The organism is Phytobacter sp. (assembly GCF_059074235.1).
This window is the reverse complement of sequence record NZ_JCACPZ010000004.1, coordinates 1,547,835-1,562,348: the sequence shown is the minus strand read 5'-3', so window position 1 is coordinate 1,562,348 and position 14,514 is coordinate 1,547,835. Positions and strand designations below refer to the sequence as shown.

Annotated in this window: 13 protein-coding genes; 7 read left to right on the top strand and 6 right to left on the bottom strand. The window is 53.9% G+C overall.

The window, feature by feature from the left end; genetic code table 11:
- Positions 1 to 220: 220 nt before the first annotated feature.
- From AC5JPW_RS11310 to folA, 7 genes are all read left to right on the top strand, one after another.
- The gene (locus AC5JPW_RS11310) at positions 221 to 1,213 is read left to right on the top strand and encodes a LacI family DNA-binding transcriptional regulator (protein WP_494240319.1); all 993 of its coding nucleotides are present in this window, start codon (positions 221 to 223) and stop codon (positions 1,211 to 1,213) included.
- Between the two features lie 211 nt (positions 1,214 to 1,424).
- Positions 1,425 to 2,375: a 2-hydroxyacid dehydrogenase gene (locus AC5JPW_RS11305; protein ID WP_494240318.1), complete on the top strand. Its 951-nt coding sequence runs from the start codon at positions 1,425 to 1,427 to the stop codon at positions 2,373 to 2,375.
- A gap of 45 nt (positions 2,376 to 2,420) precedes the next feature.
- Complete coding sequence (locus AC5JPW_RS11300) at positions 2,421 to 3,728, top strand: MFS transporter (protein ID WP_494240317.1); 1,308 nt, start codon at positions 2,421 to 2,423, stop codon at positions 3,726 to 3,728.
- Positions 3,729 to 3,739: 11 nt separating this feature from the next.
- A complete protein-coding gene (locus AC5JPW_RS11295) occupies positions 3,740 to 4,243 on the top strand; it encodes a heme-degrading domain-containing protein (RefSeq protein ID WP_494240315.1) in 504 nt (167 codons plus the stop codon).
- 314 nt (positions 4,244 to 4,557) lie between these two features.
- Positions 4,558 to 5,088, top strand: a complete 531-nt coding sequence (kefF, locus tag AC5JPW_RS11290) for a glutathione-regulated potassium-efflux system oxidoreductase KefF (RefSeq protein ID WP_494240313.1) — start codon at positions 4,558 to 4,560, stop codon at positions 5,086 to 5,088.
- On the top strand, positions 5,081 to 6,943 hold the full coding sequence (gene kefC, locus AC5JPW_RS11285; protein WP_494240312.1) for a glutathione-regulated potassium-efflux system protein KefC: 1,863 nt from the start codon (positions 5,081 to 5,083) through the stop codon (positions 6,941 to 6,943). The genes kefF and kefC overlap by 8 nt, the downstream gene beginning before the upstream one ends.
- A gap of 198 nt (positions 6,944 to 7,141) precedes the next feature.
- Complete coding sequence (folA, locus tag AC5JPW_RS11280) at positions 7,142 to 7,621, top strand: type 3 dihydrofolate reductase (RefSeq protein ID WP_494240311.1); 480 nt, start codon at positions 7,142 to 7,144, stop codon at positions 7,619 to 7,621.
- Between the two features lie 74 nt (positions 7,622 to 7,695).
- Here folA and apaH read toward each other — a convergent pair whose 3' ends face one another.
- Genes apaH through lptD form a run of 6 tightly spaced genes read right to left on the bottom strand, consistent with a single transcriptional unit; the run spans position 7,696 to position 14,469 of the window.
- Positions 7,696 to 8,544, bottom strand: coding sequence for a bis(5'-nucleosyl)-tetraphosphatase (symmetrical) ApaH (gene apaH, locus AC5JPW_RS11275; protein ID WP_494240309.1), 849 nt, complete (start codon positions 8,542 to 8,544; stop codon positions 7,696 to 7,698).
- Positions 8,545 to 8,547: 3 nt separating this feature from the next.
- Complete coding sequence (gene apaG, locus AC5JPW_RS11270) at positions 8,548 to 8,925, bottom strand: Co2+/Mg2+ efflux facilitator ApaG/CorD (RefSeq protein ID WP_494240308.1); 378 nt, start codon at positions 8,923 to 8,925, stop codon at positions 8,548 to 8,550.
- A gap of 3 nt (positions 8,926 to 8,928) precedes the next feature.
- Complete coding sequence (gene rsmA, locus AC5JPW_RS11265) at positions 8,929 to 9,750, bottom strand: 16S rRNA (adenine(1518)-N(6)/adenine(1519)-N(6))-dimethyltransferase RsmA (RefSeq protein WP_494240306.1); 822 nt, start codon at positions 9,748 to 9,750, stop codon at positions 8,929 to 8,931.
- The gene (pdxA, locus tag AC5JPW_RS11260) at positions 9,747 to 10,733 is read right to left on the bottom strand and encodes a 4-hydroxythreonine-4-phosphate dehydrogenase PdxA (protein WP_494240304.1); all 987 of its coding nucleotides are present in this window, start codon (positions 10,731 to 10,733) and stop codon (positions 9,747 to 9,749) included. Before pdxA ends, rsmA begins: the two co-directional genes overlap by 4 nt.
- A complete protein-coding gene (surA, locus tag AC5JPW_RS11255; RefSeq protein WP_494240302.1) occupies positions 10,733 to 12,019 on the bottom strand; it encodes a peptidylprolyl isomerase SurA in 1,287 nt (428 codons plus the stop codon). Before surA ends, pdxA begins: the two co-directional genes overlap by 1 nt.
- A gap of 53 nt (positions 12,020 to 12,072) precedes the next feature.
- A complete protein-coding gene (gene lptD, locus AC5JPW_RS11250) occupies positions 12,073 to 14,469 on the bottom strand; it encodes an LPS assembly protein LptD (RefSeq protein WP_494240300.1) in 2,397 nt (798 codons plus the stop codon).
- Positions 14,470 to 14,514 lie beyond the last annotated feature (45 nt).

The window sequence follows — 14,514 nt, the reverse complement described above, 5'->3', positions numbered from 1 at the left end:
GATGTGCTGTCTATCTCACGGTTTTTAATGCCGGTAAACTGTGATGAAGATCACTCAAATCCATGTTACGAAAAGGGGTTACCTTTAGTGTGAACCTGAGGGCAAATTTCGGGGCATTTCAGGTGCTAAGCGCGCTGCGACGCGTGTTCTGGTAATTCTCTTTTCCGGTGACACGGGGCATAATGGCAGGCTTGCGCAGGCGTCAGAACAGGTATCAACGATGAAACCACAACGAATTACATTACATGATATCGCTGCGCTGGCGGGGGTAACCAAAATGACGGTGAGCCGCTATCTCCGCACCCCGGAAAGGGTGAAACCTGAAACCGCTGAGCGTATAGCCAGCGTGATTGCTGAAGTGGGCTACCAGCCTGACCCGGATAACCCGGCCATGTCCGCCAATGGCCTGCCACGCATTGGCGTCCTGATCCCCTCTTTTAATAATCAGATCTTTGCTGACCTGCTTGCCGGTATTGAGTCGGTCGCCGCAGCGCAGGGCTATCAGACGCTGGTGGTCAACTACGATTACGACAGCCAGCGCGAGGAAGAGCAAATTGCCACGGTGCTCGCCTTTAAAGTGAAGGGGTTATTGCTCACTGAATCCGTGCATAGCCTGCGGGCGGAGAAGTACCTGAAAGCCGCTAAAATCCCGATTGCGGAAGTGATGGGGCTGTCAGACAACCCGGATCGTATCAACGTCGGTTTTGACAACGTACGGGCCGGCTTCGATATGACCAACATGCTGCTGGCAAGCGGCAAGAAGCGCATTATCTATTTCGGTTCGATGTCGGATGTGCGCGACGAGCAGCGCTACACGGGCTACTGCCAGGCGATGGAAGCGCAGGGATTGTCGGTTGGGCGCATAGCGCCCAATAAAGTCTCTTCTATTTCGATTGGTACCGGCATGATGACGCTGGCGCGGCAGATGTATGCCGATATGGACGGGATTTTGTGCACCAATGATGACCTGGCGGTTGGGGTGTTACAGGAGTGCCTCGCGTCCGGTATAAAAGTCCCTGCAGACATGGCGATTGCCGGATTCCACGGCCTGGAGATTGGGCAGATTATCAATCCCCGACTGGCGAGTGTACTGACCCCGCGTTTTGAAATGGGGAAAGTGGCGACTGAAATTATCATCAAAAAAATCAAAGGATTGCCGACCATCGAAAAAGTGGATCTTCACTTCCGCCTGTCGATGGGTGAAACCATCTGACGCTGCGTTCGCAAACTTAAATTGTTAGCGTTTTGTTGAGGTTATGTCGAAAGCCGTCAGGCGTGACGCGGGGATTTGTCCGCCCCGATCACGTAGACGGTAACACGCTTTTTTAACACGATTCAGCGTGACGTAGATCGCAAAATTACCTGCTAAAAACCCGTTTGATAATACGTATCTGACGTACTAAAACTTTCAAACAGGTAACACTATGACTACACAACTCCCCCAGACCGTTTTGCTGATTGCCCCCGTCGTCGACAGCCTGCTGGATAAACTCTCCACGGCCTTTACGGTTCATCGTCTTTATGAGCAGCAGGATGCGGCTGCCTTTCTGAAAGAAGTCGGGGCGTCTGTTCAGGCGGTGGTGACCCGTGGCGATATTGGCGTGACCAATCCGGTGCTTGAGGCGCTGCCGCAGGTTGGGTTGATTGCGGTGTTTGGTGTGGGCACCGACGCGGTCGACTTGAATTACACCCGCTCGCGTAATATCGCGGTGACCATCACCTCCGGCGTGCTAACTCAAGGCGTGGCTGACCTGGCGATGGGACTGCTGCTGGCAGGTGCTCGCCAGCTCTGTCAGGGCGACCGATTTGTGCGTGAAGGCCGTTGGGTCAATACGGCGCCGGCACTGGCGACTCAGGTGAGCGGCAAGCGCATCGGTATCTTTGGTATGGGGAACATTGGTCAGGCGATTGCACGACGCGCCAGTGGCTTTGATATGGAGATTCTTTATAACGATCGCCAGAAAATTGCCGGGCTGGACTACCAGTGGTGTGCAGACCTCCACACCCTCGCCCATGAGAGCGATTTTCTGGTGATTGCGGCTTCCGCAGGGCCTGAAAACCACAAGCTGATCGATGCCTCAGTGCTGAACGTCATGCCCGGTCATGCATGGTTGATTAACGTGGCACGTGGTTCATTGGTCGATGAAAAAGCACTGATTAACGCGTTACAAAAAGGTGTTATCGCCGGGGCCGCGCTCGACGTGTACGAAGATGAGCCTCACGTTCCGGCTGAGTTGATTGCTCTGGACAACGTGGTACTGCAACCGCACGTTGCCAGTGCGACCCATGAAACACGCCAAAGAATGAGTGATGTCGTTTATGCCAATGTTGAGGCTTATTTTGCCCAAGCGCCGTTACCGAATGTGATTGCGTAATTTCTCACACAGGTTATTTATCCCCTCTGCGATAGCGAGAAAAATATGAATAATAAAATTCCCGGCACCCGCTGGTGGCGAATTATTGCCCCGGTTCTGATTGCCTGCATTATTTCGTTCATGGACAGGGTTAATATTAGTTTTGCCTTACCCGGCGGTATGGAAACGGATTTAGGTATTACCAGCCAGATGGCTGGGGTAGCCAGTGGCATATTTTTTATCGGTTATCTGTTTTTGCAAATCCCCGGTGGCCGTATTGCGGTCTACGGCAGCGGTAAACGTTTTATTGCCTGGTCATTAATTGCATGGGCGGTAGTCTCCATCGCGACCGGCTTTGTGACGCATGAATATCAGTTGTTAGTGCTGCGCTTTATCCTGGGCGTCTCCGAAGGGGGGATGTTACCGGTGGTCCTGACCATGGTCAGCAACTGGTTCCCGGAAAAAGAAGTTGGTCGGGCCAATGCTTTTGTGATGATGTTTGCGCCACTCGGCGGCATGCTGACGGCACCGGTTTCCGGCGCGATCATTGCGGCATTCGACTGGCGCTGGCTGTTTATCATCGAAGGTCTGCTCTCGTTCGTGGTGCTGCTGGTGTGGTGGTTCCTGATAAGCGATCGCCCGGAAGAGGCGAAATGGCTTCCGGACAGCGAGCGTGAATATCTGGTGACGACCCTGAGCCGTGAACGTCAGGCGCGCATGGCAGAAGAGCCTGTCAGCAACGCCCCCGTGAAAGACGTGTTCCGTAACCCAGGGTTGATGAAACTGGTCATTCTCAACTTCTTCTATCAGACCGGTGATTACGGCTACACGCTCTGGCTGCCGACAATCCTGAAAAACCTGACCGGGGCCAACATGGCGGGCGTGGGAGTGCTGGCGATTTTACCCTTTGTCGCCACTCTGGCCGGGATTTACGTGATTTCACTGTTCAGCGACCGCACGGGTAAACGGCGTGCACTTGTACGCATCTCTCTTTACTGCTTTGCGGCCTGTTTACTGGCATCGGTGGTGCTGAAAGAGCATATCGTGGCGGCCTATATCGCGCTGGTGCTGTGCGGCTTCTTCCTCAAGGCAGCAACCAGCCCGTTCTGGTCTATCCCGAGTCGTATTGCGTCACCGGAAGTGGCGGGCAGCGCGCGTGGGGTGATCAACGGTCTCGGGAATCTGGGCGGCTTCTGTGGCCCGTATCTGGTGGGCGTGATGATCTACTTCTACGGGCAAAACGTGGCGGTATGCGCACTGGCGGGGTCACTGATTATCGCCGGGACCATGACCTTCTTCCTGCCGAAAAAATGTGACCGCGTACCGGACAAGTCTGCTGCCTTGAGTGGCGATGAAAAGCCGCACCGCGTGTGAGAGGAAAGAGCATGACGCTGGAAAAACAGATTGCCTTATGCGAAAGCCACCGGACACTGCTGCAATTTCCGCGCTTTGATGCCAGTGATGCATGGGCGCTCGGCAACGCCCTGTATGCAGAAGCGACACGCAGAGGATTTGCGCTCGCCATCGACATTCGCGTCAATCAGGTTTGCCTGTTCAGTGCGTTAATGCCGGGGGCGACAGCCGAGAATATCGATTGGGTCCGGCGTAAACGTAACATGGTTGATTTCCTGGGTATCAGCTCATGGGCTGCGGGGCTGATGTTGCAGTCCCGTGAGACCACGCTGGCCCAGCGATATGGCCTGGATTTACGCGATTACGCGGCGTTCGGTGGCAGCTATCCGCTCTATCTGACCAGCGGCTGTCAGATAGGCACCGTGACGGTCTCTGGCGCGCCGCAGAGAGACGATCACAATCTGGTGCTTGAGGTCCTGGGGGCTATGTCAGGCATTGCGAAAAGCGAACTGACGCTGGTTCCGGAGCCGATGTAAGGTAATAAATTGCAGGTACAAGGACCGTACCTGCAATTCCCTACAGATTATGACTGTTTGCAGGGCGATTAAGTGTCTACACTCAAACAAAAAAGTGTGCATACCCGTCATACTTCAAGTCGCAGGTTCGTTGGCTTTCCTCGCTCACCCCAGTTACTTACTTGAGTAAGCTCCTGGGGACTAATGAGGGACATCCATGTCCCTCACGCAAGGCAGCCTTTGGCTGTTCAAATTCGTTCCTGACGAATTTGTCGCTGCGTTGCCACCTTCCTGCAACTCGAATTATTTAGGGGCGAGTGAAAACAGGTTAATCGATGATTCTTATTATTTATGCCCATCCCTATCCGCAGCATTCGCATGCGAATAAGCGGATGCTTGACCACATAGGGACGCTGGAGGGGATTGAAATCCGCTCGTTGTATGAGCTCTACCCTGATTTTAATATCGACATTGCCGCTGAGCAGGCTGCGCTCGACCGCGCTGACCTGGTGGTCTGGCAACATCCCATGCAGTGGTACAGTACCCCGCCGTTGTTAAAACTCTGGATCGATAAAGTGCTGGCTCACGGTTGGGCCTATGGTCATGGTGCGCGTGCGCTCAAAGGCAAAAGCCTGCTGTGGGCGGTCACGACCGGTGGCGGCGATCAGCATTTTGATATTGGCTCTCACCCTGGGTTCGACGTCCTGGCGCAGCCTTTACAGGCGACGGCGCTCTATTGCGGCATGAAGTGGCTCCCGCCGTTTGCGATGCACTGCACCTTTATTTGTGATGACGAAACGCTGGAAGGGCAGGCGCGTCGTTACAGACAGCGTCTTGTTGACTGGCAGGAGGCGACCCGTGGATAGCCATAGCTTAATTCAGGCGCTGATTTACCTGGGCGCTGCGGCGCTGATCGTGCCCATTGCCGTCAGGCTTGGGCTGGGGTCGGTTCTGGGGTATCTGATTGCCGGTTGTATCATCGGCCCCTGGGGATTGCGCCTGGTGACGGACGCCGAGTCGATTCTCCATTTTGCGGAAATTGGCGTGGTACTGATGCTGTTTGTCATCGGCCTTGAGCTCGACCCGCGGCGTTTATGGAAACTGCGCGTGTCGGTGTTTGGCGGCGGTGCGTTGCAAATGGCGACCTGTGGACTGCTGCTCGGTGGTTTCTGCATCGCGCTGGGGCTGGCCTGGCCGGTCGCCCTGTTGATTGGTCTGACGCTGGGGCTCTCTTCGACCGCGATTGCGATGCAGGCGATGAACGAGCGTAACCTGACGGTTTCGCAAATGGGGCGCAGTGCCTTCTCGGTGCTGTTGTTCCAGGATATTGCGGCTATCCCGCTGGTGGCGATGATCCCTCTGCTCGCCAGCAGTGGCGCATCCACAACATTCGGGGCGTTCGCGCTGTCGGCACTGAAAGTCATTGGCGCGCTGGCGCTGGTGGTGTTGATCGGGCGTTATGTCGCTCGCCCGGCGCTGCGCTTTGTTGCCCGTACTGGCCTGCGTGAAGTCTTCAGTGCCGTGGCCCTGTTCCTGGTCTTTGGCTTCGGTCTGCTGCTGGAAGAGGCCGGGCTGTCGATGGCGATGGGGGCATTTCTGGCGGGGGTGCTGCTGGCGAGTTCCGAGTACCGCCATGCGCTGGAAAGCGATATCGAGCCTTTCAAAGGATTGTTGCTGGGGCTGTTTTTTATCGGCGTCGGTATGTCGATTGATTTCGGCACCCTGGTCACCCACCCGCTGCGGATCCTGATTCTACTGGTCGGGTTCCTGGTCATTAAAGCGGTGGTTCTGTGGCTGATTGGTCGTCCGCTGAATGTACCAGCCCGTCAGCGTCGCTGGTTTGCCGCCCTGCTGGGGCAGGGCAGTGAATTTGCCTTCGTGGTCTTTGGGGCAGCTCAAATGGCCGGTGTGCTGGATCCGGAGTGGGTCAAAGCCCTGACGCTGACCGTAGCACTCTCGATGGCGGCAACGCCAATACTGTTGGTGCTGCTTACCCGTCTTGATAATGCGGGAAGTACGCAGACGCGTGAAGCCGATGAGATTGACGAAGATGAACCTCGGGTGATTATCGCCGGGTTTGGTCGCTTTGGTCAGATTGCCGGGCGTCTGCTGCTCTCCAGCGGTGTCAAAATGGTCGTTCTTGATCATGACCCTGACCACATCGAAACCCTGCGCAAATTCGGCATGAAGGTGTTTTACGGCGATGCAACCCGTGCCGATCTGCTTGAGTCTGCGGGTGCACGAAAAGCAGAAGTGCTCATTAATGCTATTGACGATCCGCAGGCCAGTTTGCAGCTAACCGAACTGGTGCAGACGCACTTCCCTGAGCTACGGATCATCGCCCGTGCCCGCGACGTTGACCATTACATCCGACTGCGGCAGGCGGGTGTCGAGAACCCGGAACGTGAAACCTTCGAGGCGGCGCTGAAAGTGGGGCGTATGGCGCTCGAAGGGTTGGGGCTGGGGCGCTATGAGGCCCGTGAGCGTGCCGATCTGTTCCGCCAGTTTAATACCCAAATGGTGGAGGAGATGGCGGAGGTGGAAAACGATCCGCAGTCCAGAGCGGCGGTCTTCAAACGTACCAGCGCGATGCTGACCGAAATCATCACCGAGGATCAAGCGCATTTATCGGTGATTCAACGTCATGGCTGGCAAGGAACGGAAGAGGGTCGTCATACCGGCAATCCTCATGATGAGCCAGAGGTAAAACCGCAGCCGTAGTGCTCTTCGGTGCTGTTACGGAAGATTGACGTGTAAGCTTTTGATTAACCGAATGTGGAAAGCAAGATGTCCGATCATGCGGCGTGGGGTCGCTTGCAGAATGCGAAAATTTTCGCATTCTTTACCGCGCCGCCAGTCGACGAAAGAATATGCTTTCCGTATAGTGGCGACAATTTTTTTGCATCCAGGAAATTATCAATGATCAGTCTGATTGCGGCGCTGGCAGTAGATCGCGTGATCGGCATGGAAAACACCATGCCATGGAATTTACCCGCCGATCTCGCCTGGTTCAAGCGTAACACGTTAAACAAACCTGTCGTGATGGGTCGCCTGACATGGGAGTCGATCGGACGCCCGTTGCCAGGCCGCAAGAACATCGTGATCAGTAGCAAACCCGGTACTGACGATCGCGTGCAGTGGGTTTCTTCTGTGGAAGAGGCCGTCGCCGCATGTGGTGACGTCGAAGAGATTATGGTGATTGGTGGCGGACGCGTGTATGAACAGTTCCTGCCTAAAGCGCAAAAACTCTATCTGACACATATCGATGCAGAAGTGGAAGGGGATACCCATTTCCCGGATTACGAGCCGGACGACTGGGAGTCGGTGTTTAGTGAGTTTAATGATGCCGATGAGCAAAACTCGCACAGCTACTGCTTCGAGATTCTGGAACGCCGTTAATCGGTTGTTTGCGTGACTGAAAAGCGTAACTGAAAAGCCTGACTGGCACTCGCCGTCAGGCTTTTTTTATACAGTTATGACGCAACCGCTTCGTCTTCGCCTAAATCCATCTGGCGGTTTGAAGGTTGTACAAACCAGGTCTTATCTTCCCAACGCAGGCAGGTTAATGTGCCACCCCAGCAACAGCCGGTGTCCAGCGCATAGATGCCTTCCGGTGTCCCTTTCCCTTCCAGCGAAGCCCAGTGACCAAATACGATGTTGTACTCTTGAGAAACCGGGCCAGGAATGACAAACCAGGGTTTAAGCGGTGCTGGTGCGCATTCCGGAATATCTTTGCAGTACATATCCAGTTCGCCATGCGGGAAACAGTAGCGCATACGCGTTAAGGCATTACTGATAAAGCGCAGGCGTGCCATACCGCTCAGTTCGGCTGACCAGCTATTCGGATAATCACCATACATGCCGTCGAGGAAGAAGGGATAAGAGTCGCTGGACAGAATCGCTTCGACATCACGCGCACAAAGCTGAGCGGTCTCCAGATCCCATTGCGGTGTGATACCAGCGTGGGCCATCACCAGCTTTTTCTCTTCATCAACTTGCAATAGCGGCTGGCGACGCAGCCAGTTAATCAGCTCGTCTGCATCCGGTGCTTCGAGTAAGGGATTAAGCCTGTCCTTCGGCTTATTACGGCTGATGCCTGCAAACACGGCCAGCAGATGCAAATCATGGTTACCGAGAACCATGCGCACGCTGTCGCCCAGGGATTTAACGTAGCGCAACACGTCCAGTGAACCGGGACCGCGTGCGACTAAATCACCTGTCAGCCATAAGGTGTCCTGCCCAGGTACAAACTGCACCTGATTTAACAATGCGATCAGTTCATCATAGCAACCGTGAACGTCGCCAATAAGATAGGTAGACATTGATTAATGGATCAGTGTTTGGACGGCAAGTCGGAAGACAGGGATTGCGACGCGGAACGCCTTCCCTTGCGCATCGATCATCTCGTAATGGCCCTGCATGGTGCCCATCGGTGTTTCGATGACGGCACCACTGGTGTACTGATATTCTCCGCCGGGCTCAATGTGTGGCTGGACGCCAACAACACCTTCGCCCTGAACCTCAGTTTCACGGCCATTCCCGTTGGTGATAAGCCAATAACGCTTCAGCAACTGGACAGGGGTTCGCCCCAAATTCCGAAGGGTGATGGTGTAGGCGAATACATAGCGTTCTTCGTCGGGTGAAGACTGAGACTCAATGTAGACACTTTGCACCTGGACACTGATTCGGGGCGAATTGATCATGAGTTAACTCTCCTTCGGCGGCGCATTATCAGAAACGTAATTCGCCAGTTGGCAATACTGCGCAACAGAGATATTTTCCGCACGTTTTGCCGGATCAATTCCCAGCTCAGTCAGCACGTCGACAGTGAACAGATTGCCGAGGCTGTTACGGATAGTTTTACGGCGCTGGTTAAAGGCTTCCGTGGTGATACGGCTCAGCACGCGGATATCTTTTACCGGGTACGGCATCGTGGTGTGCGGCACCAGACGCACAACCGCAGAATCAACTTTTGGTGCCGGTGTGAACGCCGTTGGCGGTACTTCGAGCACAGGAATAACCTGGCAGTAGTACTGCGCCATGACGCTTAAACGACCATACGCTTTACTGTTCGGCCCTGCAACCAGACGATTCACGACCTCTTTTTGCAGCATAAAGTGCATGTCTGCAATCGCATCAGTATAGCTAAACAGATGGAACATCAGCGGGGTGGAAATGTTGTACGGCAGGTTGCCGAACACACGCAGCGGCTGACCCATCTTCTGCGACAGTTCGCCGAAGTTCATGGTCATCGCATCTTGCTGATAAATCGTCAGCTTCGGCCCGAGGAACGGGTGCGTTTGCAGACGTGCAGCCAGATCGCGATCCAGCTCGATAACGGTCAGTTCATCCAGACGCTCGCCAACCGGTTCAGTCAACGCTGCCAGACCCGGGCCGATTTCGACCACAGCCTGACCTTTACGCGGATTGATCGCCGAGACGATGCTGTCGATCACAAACTGATCGTTGAGGAAGTTTTGCCCGAAGCGTTTACGGGCTAAGTGGCCCTGGTGGACTCTAGTATTCATTGAGTATTAACAATCATGGTAATGGCGAGATTAAGCGCCGTAATAAAACTGCCGACATCTGCTTTACCCTGACCCGCCAGTTCAAGCGCGGTGCCGTGGTCCACAGAAGTACGAATAAAGGGTAAACCGAGGGTGATATTCACGCCACGGCCAAAGCCCTGGTATTTTAGCACGGGCAAGCCCTGATCGTGGTACATAGCAAGTACCGCGTCGGCGTTGTCCAGATACTTGGGCTGAAAGAGCGTGTCTGCAGGCAGTGGTCCGCTAAGGTTCATGCCTGTTGCACGCATTTCGTCGAGAACAGGGATAATGGTATCTATCTCTTCTGTTCCCATGTGCCCGCCTTCACCGGCATGTGGGTTGAGGCCGCACACCAGGATGTGTGGCTGGCGAATGCCGAATTTTTGCTGCAAATCCGTATGCAGAATGGTGATCACATCACGCAGCAAATCCGCTGTGATGGCCTCCGCCACTGCTTTGATGGGGAGATGTGTGGTCGCCAGGGCGACACGCAACTCTTCCGTTGCCAGCATCATCACGACTTTATTAACGTGAGAGCGCTCTTCAAAAAATTCTGTATGCCCGGTAAAAGGTGTGCCTGAATCGTTGATTACGCCTTTATGCACTGGGCCGGTAATCAGCGCGGCAAATTCGCCGTTCAGGCAGCCGTCGCAGGCACGGGCCAGCGTGTCGACCACGTAGGGACCGTTTGCCACATTCAACTCACCCGGCATAACCGCTGCTTTCAGTGTGACAGGTAATAACGTCAAACTGCCCGCTTGCTGAGCAATGGCGGGCAGGGAAGGAGCATATTCGCGCAGGGTAAGGGGAAGACCGAGCAAGCGGGCTCGCTCGGTCAGCAATCCGGCATCCGCGCAGACCACCAGTTCAACCGGCCAGTCGCGCTGTGCGAGCTGGACGACTAAATCGGGGCCAATCCCGGCGGGTTCGCCGGGAGTGATAACGACACGTTGCACCGACATTAATTGCTCAGCACTTTGACGTAGGCGCTTGCGCGTTGTTCCTGCATCCAGGTGGCTGCTTCTTCAGAGAACTTACGGTTCATCAGCATGCGGTACGCACGATCTTTCTGCGCCGCATCGGTTTTATCGACGTTGCGGGTGTCCAGCAGTTCAATCAAGTGCCAGCCGAATGAGGAGTGCACCGGCGCGCTCATTTGACCACGATTCAGTTTCATCAGCGCATCACGGAAGGCAGGATCGTAGATATCAGAAGCCGCCCAGCCCAGATCGCCGCCCTGGTTTGCAGAACCTGGATCCTGAGAGAACTCTTTCGCTGCAGCCGCGAAGGTGGTTTTACCACTCTTAATGTCTGCCGCGATTTGTTCCAGTTTCACACGTGCCTGGTCATCACTCATGATCGGTGATGGTTTCAGCAGAATGTGGCGGGCGTGGACTTCGGTAACCGAAATACTTTTGCTCTGACCGCGCAGATCGTTCACTTTCAGAACGTGGAAGCCCACACCGGAACGAATCGGGCCAATCACGTCACCTTTCTTCGCGGTGCTCAGAGCCTGGGCGAAAATAGACGGCAGTTCCTGAATACGACCCCAGCCCATCTGGCCGCCTTTCAGCGCCTGCTGATCGGCTGAATAGGTGATAGCCAGTTTGCCAAAATCACCGCCATTACGCGCTTCTTCAACAATGGAGGTCGCCTGGCGGCCTGCTTCATTGACCTGCTCAGAGCTTGGGTTTTCCGGCAGTGGAATCAGGATGTGGCTCAGGTTCAGCTCGGTGCTGGCATCGTTCTGATTGCCGACCTGCTGAGCGAGTGCATCCACTTCCTGCGGAAGAACGGTAATGCGACGACGCACTTCGTTGTTACGCACTTCAGAGATGGTCATCTCTTTACGAATCTGCGAGCGATAGGTGTTGTAGTTCACACCGTCATAGGCCAAACGGCTGCGCATTTGATCCATCGACATGTTGTTCTGTTTCGCGATATTTGCGATAGCCTGATCGAGCTGCTCATCCGTAATTTTGACGCCCATTTTGGTCGCCATTTGCAGAATGATTTGATCCGTAATCAGACGTTCCAGAATCTGATGGCGCAGCGTCGCGTCATCAGGTAACTGCTGACCCGCCTGACCTGCGTTGAGTTTTACGGATTGCATCAAACCATCAACGTCGCTTTCGAGCACCACGCCGTTATTAACGACGGCGGCGACCTTATCAACAACCTGTGGTGCGGCGAAACTGGTATTCGCAACCATAGCGATACCGAGAAGCAGCGTTTTCCAGTTCTTCATACCTTTTCCATTTCAATTAACCGCAATGCGGATTATGTTGCAAATCAACTACATCAAAGAGAGCTGCGATACGGCAGAATGTTGGAACGCAGCATTTTTTGCGTACCTAAACCGTAATTAGAACTCAAACCACGCAACTCAATGTTGAAACCGATGACGTTGTCATACTTGCTTTGATTGTTTTCCCAGCCGTTGATCTTGCGCTCATACCCAACGCGAAGGGCATAACAGCAGGAGTTATACTGCAGACCGAGCATCTGGTCGGCAGGCTTGCTTGTGTTGGTGTCATAGTAATACGCACCGACGACAGACCAGCGATCGACGATTGGCCAGCTTGCGGCTACGCCAACTTGTGAAACTCCGTCTTTATATTGGTCTGAGGTCGCATAGTTTGGCAGTGTGGCCTGGATGTACTCCGGACTGGCGTAGCGATAACTCAGCTGTACCATACGATCTTCATCGCGACGATATTCAACCGCTGCACTGCTATTGGCCACGTTGTTCAGGCGCGTGTCGTACTGCACGCCACCTCTTAAGCCCCAGCTATCGGCAATGCGCCAGTAGGTATCCCCTGCCCACACTAACGAACCCGTTTTGTTGTCTTTCTCCCAGTTGATATTGTCATCACCGGTACGAGACTCGGTGAAATAGTAGATTTGACCAACAGAAACGTTAAAACGTTCAACGGCAGCGTCATCATAAATACGAGATGTGACGCCGGAGGTGACCTGGTTTGCTGACGAAATACGGTCCAGACCGCCATATACGCGATCACGGAACAGGCCACTATAGTCCGACTGTAACAAGGCAGAGTCGTAGTTATTGATACCGCTCTGGTCGCGATAAGGCACGTAGAGGTACTGCATGCGCGGTTCCAGCGTCTGGGTATAGCCGCTGGCAAGGTTCATATCGCGTTCGAAGATCAGTTTTCCATCGACTTTGAACTGCGGCATAACACGGTTTGCCGAGCCTTTAAGCGCGTTGGCTGAATTCAGAAGCGTCTCGTTAGCACTTGTCGCACTGCTACTGTACTGCTCCTGAGCATAGTTACGATAAGCACTCAGATTCGATTGCTGGTAATGCGTCGCCAGCAATTTAACCTCGGTGTCGAGGCTGCTCCAGGCATTCGATAACGGCAGGTCTAAGGTTGGCTCCAGATGAACACGCGTCGCTTCAGGACGGTTAGCATTGGTATTTACAAAATGCACTGCCTGGCCATAGATATGGGCATCAAACGGGCCCAGATCGTTCATGGCATAATTGACATCCAGCTGCGGCTCAGCAGAGTAAGAGTTGCTGTTTGTGCGATCAAACACCTGGAACTGCTTGGTCGATACCGTTGCGTTAAAGTTATCGAGTGCGTAGCCCACGCTGAATTTTTGCGTGGCGTAACCGTCGGTACTGGAACCATATTTTGACGAGAAATCGTTAAAATAGTTTGAGTCACTGACTTTGGTGTAGTCGACGTTAAAACGCCACACCTGATCCATCACCCCAAAGTGGTTCCAGTAAACCAACCAGCGGTGAGCATTGGTTGCCGTCGGGTAGTCATCTTTATAAACGCTGTCAGAGGGCAGATAATCGAATTCAACAAGGCCAGCACCGGCTTGTGTCAAGTAACGGAATTCGTTCTGCCACTGGATGTTGCCACGCTTTTGGATGTAATGCGGCGTAATGGTGGCATCAAAGTTAGGCGCGATGTTCCAGTAATACGGCAGGTAGAACTCAAACGAGTTGTTGGTGCTGTATTTCGCATTCGGGATCAGGAAGCCAGAGCGACGTTTGTCACCGATCGGCAATTGCAAATACGGGCTGTAGAACACCGGAACTGGCCCGAGCTTGAAGCGCGCATTCCAAATTTCGGCGACCTGTTCCTGGCGGTCGTGAATCACTTCACTGCCGACAACGCTCCAGGTGTCTGAACCTGGAAGGCAGGAGGTAAAGCTGCCGTTTTCCAGAATGGTGTAGCGATTATCACCACGCTGTTTCATCAGGTCCGCTTTGCCGCGTCCCTGGCGATCCACCATCTGGTAGTCGCCTTCCCAGACGTTGGTATCTTTTGTATTCAGATTGGCCCAGGCTTTCGGACCTTTCAGGATGATCTGGTTGTCATCGTAGTGCACATTACCCAACGCATCGACTGTGCGCACCGGATCGGTCTGACCTTCAGCCAGCTTTTGGTGAAGTTGAACCTCATCCGATCGTAAACGGCTATTTCCCTGATTAATATCGACATTGCCGCTAAAAACGGCGTCGTCAGGGTAGTTGCCTTTTGCATTATCGGCATTGATGGTAACAGGCAGATTATTGGTATCGCCTTCGACAAGAGGGCGGTTATAGCTGGGTACGCCCAGCATACATTGCGAGGCGAGATCGGCTGCCAACCCTTGTTGACTATAAAGGGCGGTACCAATCATGGTGGCCAGGAGGGTGGGAATACGTTTTTTCATACGTTGTATTTGTTGTTCCGTCATCTGTGGCTTTACGCTGGCAAA